The sequence below is a fragment of the Citricoccus nitrophenolicus genome, from assembly GCF_047305825.1.
GTDB classification, from domain to species: Bacteria; Actinomycetota; Actinomycetes; order Actinomycetales; family Micrococcaceae; genus Citricoccus; species Citricoccus nitrophenolicus.
Map to the genome: position 1 here is coordinate 1 of NZ_CP063070.1, position 16,559 is coordinate 16,559.

Sequence of the window (16,559 nt, forward strand, 5' to 3'; positions counted from 1 at the left end):
ATGATGTGGAAGAAGAGGATCGCCGGAGCTGCCGTGGCCCTGGGAGTGTTGGCCGGGTCCACTCTGGCCGCGGCCCCGGCTCAAGCGCGGGACCTGGACTGCCGGGGGTACCCGGGTCAGGGGACCTACTCCGCGAACTGCGACACGGACGCCCCGGTCATGGTCACCCTCTCTTGGACGTGTAAGAACTGGTGGGGTGGCAAGGGCTCATCGGGCTCCAAATCCTTCCGGATCAGCCCGCCGGGAATGTCCATCGGGGCCACCACGGGCTGCAACCGCGGCTACTATTCCTACGGAATCGGTCACCGTTGGCTGTGATCCCTCCCTGAGTGGCGACGGTCCCGGGAGGCGCTGAGGGTTGCCCCACCCCAGGAGCGGGCGCACGGCACCGGCCGGTCCCGTAGGCTGGGATGCGCAACTGGAGCTCCTCGGAAGGAACGGCATGAAGGCTGATATCGGCGTCACGGGACTGGCGGTCATGGGGGCCAATCTGGCCCGGAACTTCGCCCGGAACGGGTACACCGTGGCCCTGCACAACCGCAGCCGGGCCCGCACCGATGCCCTGGTGGCAGAGCACGGCCAGGACGGCACCTTCATCCCCACCGAGACCCTGGCCGAGATGGTGGAGAACCTCGCGGTGCCGCGGCGGGTGCTGATCATGGTCCAGGCCGGCGGGCCCGTGGACAGTGTGATCGAGACGCTCGTACCCCTGTTGGAGCCGGGCGACATCGTGATCGATGCCGGCAACTCGCACTACGAGGACACCCGCCGGCGCGAGGCCGCGCTGGCCGCCAAGGATCTTCACTTCGTGGGCATCGGTGTCTCGGGCGGCGAGGAGGGCGCACTGAACGGCCCCGCCATCATGCCGGGCGGACCGGAGGAGTCCTACGCCGCCCTCGGCCCGATGTTGGAGAAGATCTCCGCGCACTACGAGGGGGATCCCTGCTGCGCCTGGATCGGCACGGACGGTGCCGGCCACTTCGTCAAGATGGTCCACAACGGGATCGAGTACGCGGACATGCAGGTCATCGGAGAGGCCTATGACCTGCTGCGCTCCGTCGGTGGGATCGAGCCCGCCGAGCAGGCCGGCATCTTCCGCGCGTGGAACACCACGGAACTGGACTCCTACCTGATCGAGATCACCGCCGAGGTCCTGGGCCACGTGGACGGTGCCACCGGTCAGCCGCTGGTGGACGTGATCGCCGACCAGGCGGGCCAGAAGGGCACCGGACGCTGGACCGCCATCTCCGGACTGGACCTGGGATCGCCCATCGGGGCCATCGCCGAGTCGGTCTTCGCCCGCTCCCTCTCCAGTCAGCCGGCCATCCGCGCCACCGCCCAGCAGGTACTGGCCGCCGGGACCGATCCGGTGAATCCACCGGTGGACGCGGACCGCGAGGCCTTCGTGGAGGACGTGCGCCTGGCGCTCTACGCCTCGAAGCTCGTCTCCTATGCCCAGGGCCTGGACATGCTGACCGCGGCGGCCGCGGAGTACGGCTGGTCCCTGGACCTCGGCACCATCGCCTCGCTGTGGCGGGATGGTTGCATCATCCGGGCCGAGCTGCTGGACGTCATCATGAAGGCCTACGGCGGACGGGACACGGACCGGCACCCGGAGCCGGGCACCACGGCCGAGGGCCAGCCGGCCAATCTGTTGTTCGCCCCCGAGTTCCGTGAGGCGATCGCGGTCGCCCTGCCGGCCTGGCGCCGCGTGGTGGCCACCGCAGCATCAGCCGGCGTGCCCGTGCCGGTGTTCTCCTCGGCTCTGTCCTACTACGACGGGCTGCGCCGCGACCGGCTGCCCGCCGCCCTGACCCAGGGACTGCGGGACTACTTCGGTGCCCACACCTACCGCCGGGTGGACCGGGACGGATCCTTCCACACCCTGTGGTCCGGCGACCGCTCCGAGGTCGAGGCCTGATCACCCCGCCCCTCAGGCGCAAAGTGACCTGACCCCCACCAGAGTGACGTCCGTTCGTCACTCTTTGCCTCGGGACCGGGGAGAACCCGCCAGCACGACGTCGGCCGGCACCTTCCGCTGGAGGGTGCCGGCCGACGTCGTGCTGGGGTGACCTGTTGGGGTGGTCTGGGCTAGATCCACATGGCGGGGTCCACGTACTCCGCCGGGTCCACCGCCGCCTGGTGCTCCTTGGGGGCCCGGGGGCGCCACGTGGCGGGTATCCCGGTGGCGATGGCGTCAGCGGGAGTGTCCTTGACGACCACCGCGTTGGCGCCGACGGATGAGCCCACGCCGATCTCCACCGGACCGAGGACCTTCGCTCCGGCGCCGACCACCACGCCGTTGCGCAGGGTGGGGTGGCGTTTGACCTGCTCGAGGGACCGGCCGCCGAGGGTGACGCCGTGGTAGATCATCACGTCATCGCCGATCTCGGCGGTCTCGCCGATGACCACGCCCATGCCGTGGTCGATGAAGAAGCGCCTGCCGATGGTGGCACCGGGATGGATCTCGATCCCGGTCAGCGTCCGGGTCGCCTGGGACAGTATGCGGGCCGGGGTCTTGAGCTTCTCGACCTGCCACATCCGATGGGTCAGCCGGTGAGCCCAGATGGCGTGCAATCCGGAATAGACCACCGCCACCTCCACGTCGCCGCGCGCGGCCGGGTCATGACTGCGGGCATTGGAGATGTCTTCCTTCAGTCGGGACAGGAAACCCACTTCAGGCCTTTCGATAGCTGGGATGGACCGGCTGATCAGCTGCGGATGTCCTCGAACAACACGGTCGAGATGTAGCGTTCGCCGAAGTCCGGGACGATGGCCACGATCAGCTTGTCCCGGTTCTCCTCGCGCTTGGCCACCTCGATGGCGGCGGACACGATGGCGCCGGCTGAGATTCCACCGAGGATGCCCTCCCGCGTCCCCATGGTCCGGGCCACGGAGACCGACTCCTCCAGGGAGGCCGTGTAGACCTCGTCGTAGATCTCCGTGTCCAGGACCTCCGGGACGAAGTTCGCGCCGAGCCCCTGGATCTTGTGGGGACCCGGCTTTCCGCCGGAGAGGATGGGGGAGTCGGCGGGCTCCACGGCCACGATCCCGACCCCGGGCTTCTGCTCGCGGAGATAGCGCCCCGCGCCCGTGACGGTGCCCCCGGTGCCGATTCCGGAGACCAGGATGTCCACGGAGCCCTCTGAGTCGGCCCAGATCTCAGGGCCGGTGGTGTCATAGTGGGCCTGGACGTTGGCCTGGGTGGAGAACTGACGGGCCCAGATGGCGTTGTCCGACTCGGCGACCACCTGCTGGGCCTTCTCCAGGGCACCGCGCATGCCGTCGGCACCCGGGGTGAGGATGATCTCGGCGCCGTAGGCACGCAACATGACGCGGCGTTCGTTGGACATGGTCTCCGGCATGGTCAGGATGACCCGGTACCCGCGGGCCGCACCCACCATGGCCAGGGCGATGCCGGTGTTGCCGGAGGTTCCCTCCACGATGGTGCCACCGGGGCGCAACTCACCGGAGGCCTCGGCTGCGTCCACGATGGAGCGGCCGATGCGGTCCTTCACGGAGTTCGCCGGGCTGTAGAACTCGACCTTGACGGCCACCTTGCCGGGCAGGCCCTCGGTCAGTTGATTGAGCATGATGAGCGGCGTGTTGCCGATGGCTTCGGTGATGTTGTTCAGAATGGCCACAGTGGTATTCCTTTCGACAGCGGATGAGGGGTGACGTGGGCGGAGCTGTACTCCGGTCCAGCCTAGGACAGACCGACGGACTCGGAGGGCTCCACGAGCCATGAGGAGTAACGTCGGCGCACAGCGGCCAGCTTCGGCGTGATGATCACGTGGCAGTACCCGACGTCCGGACGGTTGGTGTAGAAGTCCTGATGGAAGGACTCGGCCGGGTACCACGTGGCCTGTGGCTCGATGGTGGTGACGATGGGGTCCGCCCAGTTCTCCTGGTTCCGCCGGATGGCGGCACGGAACAACTCCTCGTCCGCGGTGTCCGCGGCGAACAGGGCCGAGCGGTACTGGGTGCCCACATCATGGCCCTGGCGGTTGAGCGTGGTGGGGTCGTGGCCAGTGAAGAACAGGTCCAGGATCATGTCCGCGCTGACCACGGACTCGTCGAAGGCCACCCGCACGGCCTCGGCATGGCCGGTGCGGCCGGTGCAGACGGACTCGTAGTCCGGGTCAGGCCACTGGCTGCCGGTGTAGCCGGACTCCACGGCGGTGACGCCCCGGATCCTCCGGTAGACGGCGTCCAGGCACCAGAAGCAGCCGCCGGCCACGGTCAGGACCCGCGGGGATGGTTGCCGGTGTTCGGGGGCGGCGGGGGTGTTCTCATGATCACTCACATTCGCCTACAGCACCGGTTCGCCCGTGTTCATTCCCGTCTCAGGCAGAATGGCCTCATGAGCGCGCAGACCCAGAGAACCCGGATCCCGACCCTGGCCCAGGTCCTGGAGTGTTTCGAGGAGCTGTGGCCGGCCTCGCTCGCGGAGGGCTGGGACGCCACCGGGCTGGTGTCCGGCCGACCCGAACAGCCGGTCGAGCGCATCCACTTCGCCGTGGACCCGGTCCAGGACGTGGTCGAGGAGGCCGTGGGCGCCGGGGCGCAGCTGCTGGTGACCCACCATCCGCTGCTGCTGCGCGGCGTGAACTCGGTGGCCGCCACCGGATACAAGGGAAGGATCGTGCACACCCTGATCGAGGGCGGGTGCGCCCTGCTGACCGCGCACACCAATGCCGACTCCGCCGTGGGCGGGGTCTCCGACGTCCTGGCCGACATTCTCGGCCTACAGGACGCGGTACCACTGGCCCCCGCCCGGGACGGGCTGCCGGAGGAGGGCCTCGGCCGGGTGGGCAACCTGGAGGGGCCGCTGCCCCTGTCCGAGTTCGCCGCCGGCGTGTTCAGCGCCATGCCCGCCGTGGCCGGCGGGATCCGCGTGGCGGGGGACCGGGACGGACTCGTGCAGCGGGTGGCCGTCTGCGGAGGGGCGGGGGACAGCCTGTTCGACGCGGTCCGGGCCTCCGCAGCGGATGTCTTCGTCACCGCGGACCTGCGCCATCACCCCGCCTCCGAACTTCGTGAGGCCGCCCGGCTGACCGGCGGCCGCCCCTACCTCGTGGAAGTCTCCCACTTCGGCAGCGAATGGCTGTGGCTGCCCGCCGCGGCCCAGGCGCTGGACACCCTGCTGGCCGAGAGCGGCTTCGACGTGGAGATCGCCGTGAGCGGTCAGAACACCGACCCCTGGGACTTCGTCCTGACCCCCGGCAGCTGAGGAGCCCGCCATGAGCATCACCACCGCATCACCCGCCGACCAGGTCCGGCTCCTGGACCTTCAGCAGCTGGACACGGCACTGGACCGCGCCCGGCACCGCATGCAGCAATTGCGGCAGGATCCCGAGTACGCCCGACTGCAACAGGCTCTGGCCGATCAGCAGGCCACGGCTGAGCAGACCGCTGCCGCGCTGGAGGATGCCCGCGAGGAGGTCCGCCGGTCCGAGGCCCGCGTGGCCGAGGTGCAGACCCGGCGGGACCGCAATCAGGCTCGTCTCGACGCCGGCCAGGGCTCCGCCAAGGACCTCGAGAACATGATGCACGAGCTGGACACCCTCAAATCTCTGCAGGACGAGCACGAGGGCACCGAGCTGGAGGCCATGGAGGCCGCCGAACAGGCCGAGAACGCCGATGCCCAGGCCCAGCAGGACCTCGCCGCCGCGCGCGCCGCCGCCCAGGAGCGGGGTGCCCACGTCAAGGGGGAGGCAGCCGCCGTCGCTACCGAGGGCAACGATCTGACCGGTCGGCGCAAGGCACTGGCGGCCACCCTGCCGGAGGATCTGGTGGCCCGCTATGACAAGATCCGGGAGCGCAACGGCGGGATCGGTGCGGCACGGCTGGTCGGCAACACCTCCGAGGCCTCCGGCATGCCGATCAGTCCAGCAGACCTGGCCCAGATCGAGCAGGCGGAGCCCCAGACGCTCGTGTACTGCCCGGACTCCGGGGCCATCCTGGTCCGCGCCGCGGCAGGGGACACCGCACCCACAGAACACTCGGAACAGGAGCGGTGAGCGTGCCGACCAGCAACACCCCACGGACCCTGCAGGTGGAGGCCGACGGCGGCTCGCGCGGCAACCCGGGCGTGGCCGGTTACGGGGCCCTGGTGCGCGACCCCGCCACCGGCGCCGTGCTGGACATCGACGCCCAGCCGCTGGGCAGGGCCTCGAACAACGTGGCCGAATACTCCGGCCTCATCGCCGGGCTGCGGCTCGCGCGGTCCATCGACCCGGAGGCGGCCGTCCACGTCATGATGGACTCGAAGCTCGTGGTGGAGCAGATGAGTGGCCGCTGGAAGATCAAGCACGCCGACATGCAGAAGCTCGCGGCCGAGGCCAGGGGCCTGCTCCCGCCCGGCCAGGTCACCTACGAATGGATTCCGCGGGCGCGCAACAAGGACGCGGACCTGCTCTCCAACGAGGCCATGGACGCCGGTGCCAGCGGCACCTCCTGGGTGAAGTCCTCCTCCGGCATCCGCGTCGCGGCCGGGCAGGGCACCGCCGGAACACACGACGCCGGCCCCCTCGCCCAGGAGGCACCGGTCGCGGAAGCTGCGCCCGCCGGAGCCGCCGGAGCCGCCGGGCCGGCCGAGGCCGGGCCCGCACGGAAGGTGGGGCGGCTGCACCACGTGGAGATCTGGGTCGCCGAGCTGGCCGAGGCCCGGGCGAGCCTCGGGTGGCTGTTCCAGGAGCTGGGCTACACGGTGAGCGGGGAGTGGTCCGAGGGCACGAGCTACCAGGGGGCGGGAGAGTACCTGGTCCTGGAGTCGGGGCCGGACGTGACGCGGGGCCGGCATGACCGGCTCCGGCCCGGGCTGAATCACCTGGCGTTCCACGCGGGCAGCCGTGCGGAGGTGGACGCACTGACGGCGGCCGCCCGGGAACGGGGCTTCACCCTGATGTTCGCCGACCGCCACCCCTTCGCCGGCGGGCGCAGTCACTATGCCGCCTACCTCGAGGGGCCTGACGGCTTCGAGATCGAGCTGGTGGCGGACCCCGCCTGACACCAGCCCGGCCTGACACCCACCCGGCCTGGCTGGAATGAGCTCAGACGTGCGGTCACACGGTGGTGTGCTGTTCTGGCAGGGTGACCTGCAGGCTGGCGTGCTTCCGGCCTGAGGCGGGGACCAGGTCCACGGTCCACTCGTGAGGTCCTCCCGTGCTGCCGGCAGTGGCCACCACCTCGGCGGCGGTCTCGGGGGAGGTGACCACGCGGCTGCCGGCGAGCAGCAGCTCGCGGGCCACCAAGCCGCGGGTGTGCTTGGCGAAGTGGGAGACCACCGTGCGCTGGCCCGCACGGATCTGGAAGACGTCGACGGTGACGGTCAGGCCGGCCGGAGCACGCCACTGGGCCACGTAGCCCCCAGAGCGGCAGTCCACGATCACCCCGGCGTTCTCGGCCAGGGCGTCCAGGGACGGGGTCAGGCGCTGCTTCCACCAACTGGACATGCGCCCCAGTCCCGGCAGGTTGGCCGTGACGGAGAGCCGGTGGTTCGGGACGCGATCACCGAGGGCCAGGACGCCGAACAGGCCGGAGAAGACCAGGACGTTTTCCCGAGCCCTCCGGCGGGCGGACTCGGGCAACGAGGCGTAGTCCAGGGCATCGAAGAGGACCCCCGTGAAGACCTTGTGGGCGGGCGCCGTGGGGGAGTCGAAGAGGACCTTGTTGGCTTCCACATCATGCAGCACGGATGCTCCGACGCCCAGCACCTCAGCGGCATCGGGTGCGGAGGACGCGGAGGAGAGGAAGCCCATGGCGGTGGTGCGCTCACCGGCCAGGGAAGGGAACAGCAGGGACTCCAGATCCAGGGGTGCGCCGGTGCGGGGAGCGGACTTGCCCTCGGAGGGCGGCAACAGGATCAACACGGTATCCAGCCTAACCAGTGCGCGGCAGGCTCGGGACCCACGTAGACTGGGACGTCGGGACAGGCTGGCGGACGGCCGCAGGGCGCCGGTTGTGGCGCCGTGAGGAACGTCCGGGCTCCACAGGGCAGGATGGTGGGTAACGCCCACTCGGGGCAACCCGCAGGACAGTGCCACAGAAAGCAGACCGCCTGGTCCGTGACGGTGTCACACCGGCGCGGGCCCGGTGAGGGTGAAAGGGTGGTGTAAGAGACCACCAGCGGTCCGGGTGACCGGATCGGCTCGGTAAACCCCATCCGGAGCAAGGCCGAACAGGATGTGATCGAGGGCTGCCCGCCCGAGCATCCGGGTTGGCTGCTCGAGCCCGCCGGCAACGGCGGGCCTAGATGGATGGCCGTCGCTGGGAAGTGGGTGACCGCTCCCGGTACAGAACCCGGCGTACAAGCCAGCCTGTCCCACACGCTTCGTGCGCAACAAGGAACCCCCGGAAGGCCTGGCCTTCCGGGGGTTCCCGTCGTCTGGGAGCGGTGAACGCCCCAGGAGGAGGGGAGAGGTTAGGTCACTTCTCCTCCTCCTGGCCGTCCTTGCGGCGCCGGCCGAACCGGCCACGGGACGGCCCGGCTTCCGGTCCGGTGCCCTGCGCCGTGCTCGGCTCCGCGGTCCGGGTGGCGGTCCCACCCGCTCCTGAAACCCGCTGCCGGTCGAAGAGACCACTCGTGCGGGAGATCCGGTAGTCGATGCGGTCATCCACCTGATCACCGAAGGCGTCGTCGAAGTCTTCGGAGAGACGCTCACTGAGCTGTTCGTACCGGAGTCGGCGTTCACGGGCGTCGAGGACGTCCTGGTCCTGCTTCAAGGCCTTGATGATGGCGACGCACATGGCCAACAGGATGATGCTGAACGGCAGTGCCGTGGCGATGGATGCGGCCTGCAGGGCCCCGAGCCCGCCAGCGACCAGGAGGCCGATGGCGAGGGCGCCTTCCAGCCAGGCGAACAGTATCCGAGACCAGATCGGGGGATTCGGGTGTCCGCCGGAGGCGAGCATGTCCACGACCAGGGAACCGGAGTCGGACGAGGTGATGAAGAAGATGGCGACCAGGGCGATCGCGATCACGGACAGCACGCCGCCGAGTGGAAGCCCGCCCAGAACGTCGAACAGTGCCGCCTCTACGCCGAGGGACTCGGCGCCCTCCTCCACGAGCGGATCCTCCGAGAACAGTTGGCGCCACAGCCCGGTGCCGCCCATGATCGAGAACCAGATGAAGCCGACCAGGGTGGGGACCAGCAACACGCCGGCGATGAACTGACGGACGGTCCGGCCCCGGGAGATGCGGGCGATGAACACGCCCACGAAGGGAGCCCAGGAGACCCACCAGCCCCAGTAGAAGATGGTCCAGCCGGCGCCCCAGGCGGCGCCTGCCTCGCCGGTGTAGGCACCGACGTCGAAGGTCATGTTCAGGACCTCGGCCAGGTAGACGCCGATGGACTGGACCAGGTTCTGGAACAGGAACAGCGTGGGGCCGAGAAGGAGCACGGACAGCACGAGGATCGCGGCCATCGAGAGGTTGATATTGGACAACCACTTGATGCCCCGGCCGATGCCGGACACGACCGAGAGGGTCGCCAGGAGCGTGATGATGATGATCAACACGATCAACAGGGTCTGGTCAGGCGTCTCGATGATGCCCATGGCGCTCAGCCCGGCGCCGATCTGCTGGACACCCAGGCCGAGTGAGGTGGCGATACCGAAGACGGTGCCGAAGATGGCCAAGATGTCGATGATGTCGCCCATCCAGCCCTTGACGCGGTCGCCGAGGATCGGCTCCAGTGCCCAGCGGATGGACACCGGGCGGCCGCGGCGGTGGATGGCGTAGCCGACGGCCAAGCCGATGATGGCGTAGATGGCCCAGGGATGCAGTCCCCAGTGCACGAAGGTCTGGGCCATGCCCAGCATGGCGACGGCGTGTTCCTGCCCGGGGAGGATGGAGGTGACACCGTCGACGGTCTCGGTACCGGGCCAGCCCGGCTTCGGGGTGACGGTCGCGTAGCCCAGGGGCTCGCCCACGCCGTAGAACACCAGACCGATGCCCATGCCTGCGGCGAAGAGCATGGCGAACCAGGAGAATACCCCGTGCTCCGGTTTCTCACCGTCGCGTCCGAGGGTGATCTTGCCGAACTTCGAGAAACAGATGACCAGGGCCACCGCAATGAAGATGCCGATGGCCAGCATGTAGTACCAGCCCAGGTTGGTGGTGATCCAGCCCTGGAAGTTCGAGAGCACGGTACCGGTCGACTCCGGGGTGAACATCGCGAGAAGTGCCACCGCCGCGATGAGGATCAGCGACGGCCAGAACACGGCCGGTGCGATGGTCCCGGCGCCCAGGCGGACGCCTTGGCGCTTGAGTTTCTCGGTGACCTCGCCGTCGGAATCGGTCTCCTGAATCCGGGCCGACGGGGGGACGTACTCCCGGCCATCCTCGGGGCCAGACGCCGGATCGGTGGCTGGCGTGGGCGGTTCGTCCGCTGTGATCGTGGGTTCGTGGTCCGAACTCGACATGGTTGCCTCTCTTGGTCAGACGTTGGATCCGTCACAGGTGCGGAGACGGTGGTCCTAAACGTCGGTTCCCAGCCACCTTTCAGCAAGGTGGTGGAAAGAGTCAAACAAGAAATGACATGGGTGTCAGCAGTTGCCCGCCGACGGACGGTGTTTAAGGCCACACTTTCGTATGTGTCCTCCCCGGCCGCACTGCAGCGGGGGACCTCGGGGAATTCACTAGACTGGGCACCGCCGTGTGCCATCCGGGCGCGGCTGTGGCCGGGACGGGCCGTGACCGTCCGAACACCTGGGGCCTACCGGCACCCGGTAGCGACAGCGCAGTCGCCCCCTGGAGGCAGGGGCATGAGGGAAGGACCAACCGTGGCAGACAAGACCAACGGAACCGCGCAAGACCAGCGCACCGCCTGGAACCACCGGGAGGAGCTGGCCGAGCGGATGGTTCCGCTGATCGGCTCGTTGTACCGGGACAACAACGTGATCACGAGCATCTATGGCCGCCAGCTCATCCACAAGGGCGTCATCGACATCATCAAGGCGCACCGCTATGCCCGCCAGATCGATGAGGCCGTGCTGCCGGTCGAGGAGACCTACCCCATGGTCCAGGCCCTGGCCGGCATGAACCTGGGAGCCGCCTCGATCGATCTGGGCCGGATGGCGGCCGCCTACCGTTCCGCCGGCGGCGACCTGCAGGCCTTCCTGGACGCCGAGCTGGCGGACGTGGCCGGCCGCGGCGGCGAGGGTGTCGAGACGCCGCGGGACGTGGTCCTCTACGGTTTCGGCCGCATCGGCCGACTGCTGGCCCGCATCATCCTCTCTCATGAGGGCGGTGGCTCCGCGCTGCGGCTGCGCGCGATCGTGGTCCGCAAGAACTCTGAGAACGACCTGGTCAAGCGGGCTTCCCTGCTGCGCCGCGACTCCATCCACGGTCCCTTCGAGGGCACCATCACGGTGGATGAGGAGAACAACACGATCACCGCCAACGGGACGGTCATCCAGGTGATCTACTCCAATGACCCGGCCAGCGTGGACTACACCTCCTACGGGATCCAGGACGCGATCGTGGTGGACAACACCGGCCGCTGGCGGGATGAGGCCGGGCTGGGGCAGCACCTGGAGGCCAAGGGTGCGTCCAAGGTCCTGCTGACCGCGCCGGGCAAGGGCGAGATCAAGAACATCGTGTACGGCGTCAACACCCAGGATGTCACCGCCGAGGACACCATCCTCTCGGCCGCCTCCTGCACCACCAACGGCATCACCCCGGTGCTGAAGGTCCTGAACGACTCCTACGGCATCGACTACGGCCACGTGGAGACCGTGCACGCCTACACCAACGACCAGAACCTCACGGACAACTTCCACAAGGGCTCACGCCGCGGCCGCGCCGCCGGCCTGAACATGGTCATCACCGAGACCGGTGCCGCCAAGGCGGTGGCCAAGGCGCTGCCCGCGCTCCAGGGCAAGCTCTCCGGCAACGCCATCCGCGTGCCCACCCCGGACGTCTCCATGGCCATCCTCAATCTGGCCCTGCAGAAGGAGACCACGGTGGCCGAGCTCAACACCCGGCTGCGGAACGAGTCCCTGACCGGTGAGTTGCGCAATCAGATCGACTACATCAACTCCCCGGAGATCGTCTCCTCGGACTTCGTCGGGTCGAACCGCGCCGGGATCGTGGACGGACTGGCCACCATCGTCAACGGCGGCAAGAACGCGGTGCTCTACGTCTGGTATGACAACGAGTTCGGCTACTCCTGCCAGGTCGTCCGCGTCATCGAGAAGATGGCCGGGGACGCCATGCCGGTCTTCCCGAAGCGCTGATCGGAGTTCCGGATCCCGGTCCCTCACCCTGAACCAGGACGTCGGCCGGTCACCTCCCGCGGGAGGTGACCGGCCGACGTCGTTCTAGACGGGGTTCGCGGCGTCTGTCTCGTCGTGACCGAAGGGGTCGACGTCCACGCCGGGCAGCCACGTGTTCCCGGGCACCGTCCAGCCCTCGCGGCGCAGGGACTTCTTCCACCGGCGAGTCCACCGGCCGTTGAGGCGGTTGATGTAGAGGTAACCGTCGAGGTGGTCGAACTCATGCTGCATGACCCGGGCGAACCACCCGGTGGCCTCGAAGTCGATCGGTGTCCCCTCCACGCTGATCCCCGTCAGCCGCACGTGGTCGGAACGCTTGAGCGGGAAGCTGTATCCGGGAACGGAGAGGCAGCCCTCGGACTCCTCGTCCGGATCGGGATCCTCCTGGGAGGTCCTGCCGATTCGCGTCAGCACGGGATTGATGACGTGTCCGCGGGGCGGGGCCTCCCCGGAGTCGTCGAAGGCCCAGGTGAAGATCCGCAGCCCCACGCCCACCTGGGGGGCCGCCAGCCCCACCCCGTGGGCCGCGTCCTGGGTCTCGATCATGTCCGCCACGAGGGTGCGGATCTCCCCGGTGATCTCCGTGACCTCGGCCGACCTGCGGTGTAGGACGGGCTCCCCGTGGATGGTGATCGGACGGACTGTCATGGCGGTCTGGACTCCTTCGCTGCAGTGGCGCCTCGCTCCGGACGCCCCGCCGATTCTAGCGAACGGCAAGGTGGGTCAGGGCCGCCACGGCCCCCCGGTGGGTTGGGCCACGACGCGCTCGGCCGATCCGTCGAGGCCATTCTCGGCGGCCGGTCACCGGTTCGCCGGGCCCCCGGGGGTGGGATCGTCCGGGTGCACGAAGCCGCTCCGGTAGGCCAGGGCCACGGCGGCGGCCCGGTCCCGGGAGCCGGTCTTGAGCAGGATCCGGGAGACGTGGGTCTTCACGGTGGCCTCGCTGAGTACGAGCAGGTCCCTGATCTCCCCGTTGGAGAGCCCTGCCGCCACGAGGCGCAGGACCTCCTGCTCGCGGGCGGAGAGGACTCCGGTCACGTCCGCCTGGTTGTTGACCCGCGGGCGCAGCCGGTCCACCAGCCGGCCGGCGGCCGTGGCGTCCAACCACGTGTCCCCTTGGGAGACGCGGCGTACGGCGTCGGCGATCTCGGTGGGGGAGGCGTGCTTGAGCAGGTAGCCGCTGGCCCCGGCCTGAAGTGCATCCACCACCACGTCCTCGTCGTCAAAGGTGGTCATGATCAGGACCCGGACGAGGTGGTCGGCGCCCGTGCCGTTCTCGAGGACCAACTGCCGGGTGGCGCTGACGCCGTCCATCCCGGGCATGCGGACGTCCATGAGCACCACGTCCGGGTGCAGCCGCCGGGATTCAGTGACGGCGTCGTCACCGGAACCGGCCTCACCCACCACCTCGAGGTCCTCCTCGGCGGCGAGCAGCAGGTTGATGCCGGCCCGCACCATGGGCTGGTCGTCCACGATCAGAACGGTGATGGACATCAGTGCTCCTCGGGCGTGGGTAATGGTGTGTCCGTGCCCACGGTGGTCGGGACACCCACCTGCAGGAGGTAGCCGTCCGACGTCGGGCCCGCCTGCAGGGTGCCGCCGGCCACGTCCAGCCGCTCCCGGAGGCCTGCCAGCCCGAAGCCGCCGGAGACGGAGGCGGCAGGGGAGGAGGTGCCCTGCGTATTGCGCACGGAGAGGACGAGCCGTGCCGGTCGCCATTCGAGGGTGACCTGCGCGCGAGTTCCTGGCCCGGCGTGCTTCATGACGTTGGACAGTCCCTCCTGCACCACGCGGTACGCGGTGTGTCCCACGCTGGGGTCAACCGGCACGGGTACCCCCGAGACCGTCGAGACAACGTCCACCCCGGACTCCCGTACCGTCTCGACGAGCTCTCCGATCTCGTCCAGACCATGCAACGGGGCCTGATCGGGGCCACGGCGCAGGCAGGCGTCGGCAGGGTTCAGGATGTCCTCGGGGTCAGGGGTGCGCAACATCCCGAGCATCCGGTGCAGCTCGCGCATACTCTGTGAGGCGGTGGACTCGATGCCGCTGAGCAACTGCGCCATCTCCTCCTCCGAGGCGGCGCGGCGGCGCAGTGCGGTTCGGGCTCCGGCGGACTGCAGCACGATGGCCGTGAGGGAGTGTGCCACGGAGTCGTGCAGTTCCCGGCTGATCCGCAGGCGTTCTTCGGCCAGGGCTGCCTCCCGCGCCTCGAGGGCAGTGGCCTGATGGCGGATCAGGCGCCGGTCCGAACGGCCCAGCATCCGCCCGACGGTCCACACGGTGACGTAGACCAGGAGGAAGATGAACACGGAGACGGCGATGCTGCCCGAGGGCCCGGGAGCGCTGTCGATCCGGTAGACCCCGATCGTATTGAAGACCACGGCGACCGCGGCGCCGGCCAGGGCCAGCCACGCGTGGCGGGGGACCGGGGCCCGCGCCATCAGGAACAGCGCGAGCGCGTACCCGGCGAAGGGGTCGAGCGAGGGGATGAGTGGACGGACCACGATCAGGGCGAGGAACACCGTGTATCCGGCCCAGGGCGAGCGAACGGTTCCCAGCACGGCGTGGCCCAGCATGAGGAGCGCGGCGACCGTCCAGGTCGGCGCAGTGCCGCCGATCCAGTCGACACCGCCGAAGCCGAAGCTGGACAGGAACAGCGCCAGGTCCACGCCCAGGCAGATGGCCACGGCGAGGGACCGTCTCAGGAGCGAACGGCCGGTGAGGAGAGGAGACTTCAACATCCTGGCAACCTCGGGAAGACGTTGCACCACCACGAACCGTCCGTATGCCAGGCATCGGGGTCCTCGGCCTCAAGACCTTGGACGGACGGGACGGGGCGGCCGGAAGGGTCGCGGCCGCGCAGGCCGGGGAGGACGGCAAGAGGATCGATCCCGGAGGGAAGGAGCTCCCCGTCGAGGGGAAGGGACCCCTCGGGGAGGACGAGGGCGGTCCACGTCCCGTCCGCGCCGGTCCGTTCATGTGCGGCCACCGCCTGGACTGTCTGGCCGTCGAGGAGCACGGTATGTGGCGCGGTCAGCCGGGCTTGGAGGACCACCACCAGGTCGCGCCGTACAGCCCATCCCTCGACCACCCGGCCCTCGGCGTCAGTGACCATCAGAGCACGGGCCCGGCCGGGAGCGGCGCGCCGACCGTCTTCAGGGGTCTGGTTCACGGGTGCTCCTCTGGACGGCCGGTTCTCGGACCGCCACCGGGAGACGGGTTCCGGGGCATCGGCCACGAGCACTGTATCCGATGGCCCGGGTGACCGCTCCCCGCGGAGCGGCCACCCGGGGATCAACCATGAGACGGTGCCCTCCCGGAATGAGGGAAGCCTCCCTCGCCCCAGGAACCTCTGACAGTCTCTCCCGCAGAGATTCTGGATGCATCAGTCCAGGACGGTATCCCACGTCATCCCCTGGGGGACATGACGTGCTCGCTGTTGCTCCCGGAGACAACAGAGGCCCGGACTCCTTGGAGTCCGGGCCTCATCATGGGGTGAGTAACGGGGCTTGAACCCGCGACCTTCTGGACCACAACCAGACGCTCTACCAGCTGAGCTATACCCACCATGTCGCGTGCCGCGAATCGGCGAACCGACCGTGACAGCGCGTTCCATCATACACGGTTTCCGGGGGCCTCCGAACCAACCTTCTCCACGCCGGCGGCGATCCGCCGAGCTGCCTTCGAATCGGGTCCGGGGGAGGGCACCAGGAGGGCCTCACGGTAGTAGCGCAGCTCGTTGATCGAATCGATGATGTCCCCGAGGGCGCGGTGGCCCCCGGTCTTGGCCGGGGCCTGGAAGTACGCCTTGGGGTACCAGCGGCGGGCGAGCTCCTTGAGCGTGGAGACGTCCACGATCCGGTAGTGCAGGTGGTCCGTGATGGCGGGCAGGTCCCGGGTGAGGAACAACTTGTCCTGGCCCACCGAGTTGCCGGCCAGCACCGCCTTGCCCGGGGTGGGGCAGTGGTCGGTGATGTAGGCCAGGCAGGCCTCGGAGGCCTCGGCGAGGGAGACGCCGTCCTCCAGCCGTTCCAGCAGGCCAGAGGAGGTGTGCATGTCCCGCACGAAGGGGACCATCTGGTCCAACGCCTCCTGCGGGGGCCTGATGACGACGTCCACGCCCTCGCCCAGCACGTTGAGCTCGGCATCCGTCACCAGCACCGCGATCTCCACCAGGGCGTCCGCGACGGGGTCCAGCCCGGTCATCTCACAATCGATCCACACGAGGTTCTCTGCTGTAACTGCCACGCCTCCCACAGTAGCCTGAGCGCCGG

The 16,559-nt window shown here is 69.0% G+C and carries 16 protein-coding genes, 1 tRNA gene and 1 other RNA gene; 7 read left to right on the top strand and 11 right to left on the bottom strand.

All coding sequences use genetic code 11. The features are described from left to right. Positions 1-318 carry a hypothetical protein gene (locus IMT31_RS00005; RefSeq protein ID WP_345362026.1) on the top strand — a complete coding sequence of 106 codons (318 nt, stop codon included), beginning with the start codon at positions 1-3 and terminating at the stop codon, positions 316-318. A gap of 124 nt (positions 319-442) precedes the next feature. Further along, entirely contained in the window at positions 443-1,921 is a 1,479-nt protein-coding gene (gene gndA, locus IMT31_RS00010; protein WP_345362023.1) for an NADP-dependent phosphogluconate dehydrogenase, read from the top strand. A 170-nt stretch (positions 1,922-2,091) separates the two neighbouring features. On the opposite strand, the gene epsC is transcribed toward gndA, so the two are convergent. From epsC to msrA, 3 genes are all read right to left on the bottom strand, one after another. Continuing rightward, positions 2,092-2,676 carry a serine O-acetyltransferase EpsC gene (gene epsC / locus IMT31_RS00015; RefSeq protein ID WP_345362020.1) on the bottom strand — a complete coding sequence of 195 codons (585 nt, stop codon included), beginning with the start codon at positions 2,674-2,676 and terminating at the stop codon, positions 2,092-2,094. Positions 2,677-2,711: 35 nt separating this feature from the next. Continuing rightward, positions 2,712-3,593 (bottom strand): cysteine synthase A, encoded by an 882-nt coding sequence (cysK, locus tag IMT31_RS00020; protein WP_378109341.1) that lies wholly within the window; start codon positions 3,591-3,593, stop codon positions 2,712-2,714. Between the two features lie 113 nt (positions 3,594-3,706). Further along, positions 3,707-4,306, bottom strand: coding sequence for a peptide-methionine (S)-S-oxide reductase MsrA (msrA, locus tag IMT31_RS00025; protein WP_413543348.1), 600 nt, complete (start codon positions 4,304-4,306; stop codon positions 3,707-3,709). Positions 4,307-4,363: 57 nt separating this feature from the next. Between msrA and IMT31_RS00030 the strand changes: the two genes are divergently transcribed. From IMT31_RS00030 to IMT31_RS00040, 3 genes are read left to right on the top strand one after another with little or no spacing between them, the layout of a single operon-like run. Beyond that, positions 4,364-5,233 (top strand): Nif3-like dinuclear metal center hexameric protein, encoded by an 870-nt coding sequence (locus IMT31_RS00030; RefSeq protein ID WP_413543349.1) that lies wholly within the window; start codon positions 4,364-4,366, stop codon positions 5,231-5,233. A gap of 10 nt (positions 5,234-5,243) precedes the next feature. Beyond that, on the top strand, positions 5,244-6,023 hold the full coding sequence (locus tag IMT31_RS00035; protein WP_413543350.1) for a zinc ribbon domain-containing protein: 780 nt from the start codon (positions 5,244-5,246) through the stop codon (positions 6,021-6,023). A gap of 2 nt (positions 6,024-6,025) precedes the next feature. Then, positions 6,026-7,012, top strand: coding sequence for a reverse transcriptase-like protein (locus IMT31_RS00040; RefSeq protein ID WP_345362008.1), 987 nt, complete (start codon positions 6,026-6,028; stop codon positions 7,010-7,012). A 55-nt stretch (positions 7,013-7,067) separates the two neighbouring features. Here IMT31_RS00040 and IMT31_RS00045 read toward each other — a convergent pair whose 3' ends face one another. Continuing rightward, positions 7,068-7,874, bottom strand: coding sequence for a peroxide stress protein YaaA (locus IMT31_RS00045; RefSeq protein WP_345362005.1), 807 nt, complete (start codon positions 7,872-7,874; stop codon positions 7,068-7,070). Between the two features lie 60 nt (positions 7,875-7,934). Here IMT31_RS00045 and rnpB point away from each other — a divergent pair. After that, an RNA gene (rnpB, locus tag IMT31_RS00050) (RNase P RNA component class A) lies at positions 7,935-8,328 on the top strand. A gap of 102 nt (positions 8,329-8,430) precedes the next feature. On the opposite strand, the gene IMT31_RS00055 is transcribed toward rnpB, so the two are convergent. Next, positions 8,431-10,428, bottom strand: coding sequence for a BCCT family transporter (locus IMT31_RS00055; RefSeq protein ID WP_413543351.1), 1,998 nt, complete (start codon positions 10,426-10,428; stop codon positions 8,431-8,433). 360 nt (positions 10,429-10,788) lie between these two features. On the opposite strand from IMT31_RS00055, the gene IMT31_RS00060 reads away from it, so the two are divergent. Further along, on the top strand, positions 10,789-12,243 hold the full coding sequence (locus IMT31_RS00060; protein ID WP_413543352.1) for a glyceraldehyde-3-phosphate dehydrogenase: 1,455 nt from the start codon (positions 10,789-10,791) through the stop codon (positions 12,241-12,243). A gap of 84 nt (positions 12,244-12,327) precedes the next feature. On the opposite strand, the gene def is transcribed toward IMT31_RS00060, so the two are convergent. The 6 genes from def to orn all read right to left on the bottom strand — a co-directional run bounded on the left by def (position 12,328) and on the right by orn (position 16,491). Further along, entirely contained in the window at positions 12,328-12,930 is a 603-nt protein-coding gene (gene def, locus IMT31_RS00065; RefSeq protein ID WP_345361996.1) for a peptide deformylase, read from the bottom strand. 153 nt (positions 12,931-13,083) lie between these two features. Next, a complete protein-coding gene (locus tag IMT31_RS00070; RefSeq protein WP_413543353.1) occupies positions 13,084-13,776 on the bottom strand; it encodes a response regulator in 693 nt (230 codons plus the stop codon). After that, the gene (locus IMT31_RS00075) at positions 13,776-15,026 is read right to left on the bottom strand and encodes a sensor histidine kinase (protein ID WP_413543354.1); all 1,251 of its coding nucleotides are present in this window, start codon (positions 15,024-15,026) and stop codon (positions 13,776-13,778) included. The genes IMT31_RS00070 and IMT31_RS00075 overlap by 1 nt, the downstream gene beginning before the upstream one ends. After that, positions 15,020-15,457: a hypothetical protein gene (locus tag IMT31_RS00080; protein ID WP_413543355.1), complete on the bottom strand. Its 438-nt coding sequence runs from the start codon at positions 15,455-15,457 to the stop codon at positions 15,020-15,022. Before IMT31_RS00080 ends, IMT31_RS00075 begins: the two co-directional genes overlap by 7 nt. 319 nt (positions 15,458-15,776) lie before the next feature. Then, positions 15,777-15,852, bottom strand: a tRNA-His gene (locus IMT31_RS00085). A 48-nt stretch (positions 15,853-15,900) separates the two neighbouring features. Then, positions 15,901-16,491, bottom strand: coding sequence for an oligoribonuclease (gene orn / locus IMT31_RS00090; RefSeq protein WP_378109339.1), 591 nt, complete (start codon positions 16,489-16,491; stop codon positions 15,901-15,903). Between the last annotated feature and the right edge of the window lie 68 nt (positions 16,492-16,559).

Excerpts from the sequence above, each read along its gene's own strand:
- def (WP_345361996.1), bottom strand. The coding sequence starts at position 12,930 with ATGACAGTCCGTCCGATCACCATCCACGGGGAGCCCGTCCTACACCGC.
- IMT31_RS00030 (WP_413543349.1), top strand. The coding sequence starts at position 4,364 with ATGAGCGCGCAGACCCAGAGAACCCGGATCCCGACCCTGGCCCAGGTC.
- orn (WP_378109339.1), bottom strand. The coding sequence starts at position 16,491 with ATGACCGGGCTGGACCCCGTCGCGGACGCCCTGGTGGAGATCGCGGTG.
- gndA (WP_345362023.1), top strand. The coding sequence starts at position 443 with ATGAAGGCTGATATCGGCGTCACGGGACTGGCGGTCATGGGGGCCAAT.
- IMT31_RS00055 (WP_413543351.1), bottom strand. The coding sequence starts at position 10,428 with ATGTCGAGTTCGGACCACGAACCCACGATCACAGCGGACGAACCGCCC.
- IMT31_RS00005 (WP_345362026.1), top strand. The coding sequence starts at position 1 with ATGATGTGGAAGAAGAGGATCGCCGGAGCTGCCGTGGCCCTGGGAGTG.
- IMT31_RS00035 (WP_413543350.1), top strand. The coding sequence starts at position 5,244 with ATGAGCATCACCACCGCATCACCCGCCGACCAGGTCCGGCTCCTGGAC.
- IMT31_RS00070 (WP_413543353.1), bottom strand. The coding sequence starts at position 13,776 with ATGTCCATCACCGTTCTGATCGTGGACGACCAGCCCATGGTGCGGGCC.
- cysK (WP_378109341.1), bottom strand. The coding sequence starts at position 3,593 with ATGCTCAATCAACTGACCGAGGGCCTGCCCGGCAAGGTGGCCGTCAAG.
- IMT31_RS00075 (WP_413543354.1), bottom strand. The coding sequence starts at position 15,026 with ATGTTGAAGTCTCCTCTCCTCACCGGCCGTTCGCTCCTGAGACGGTCC.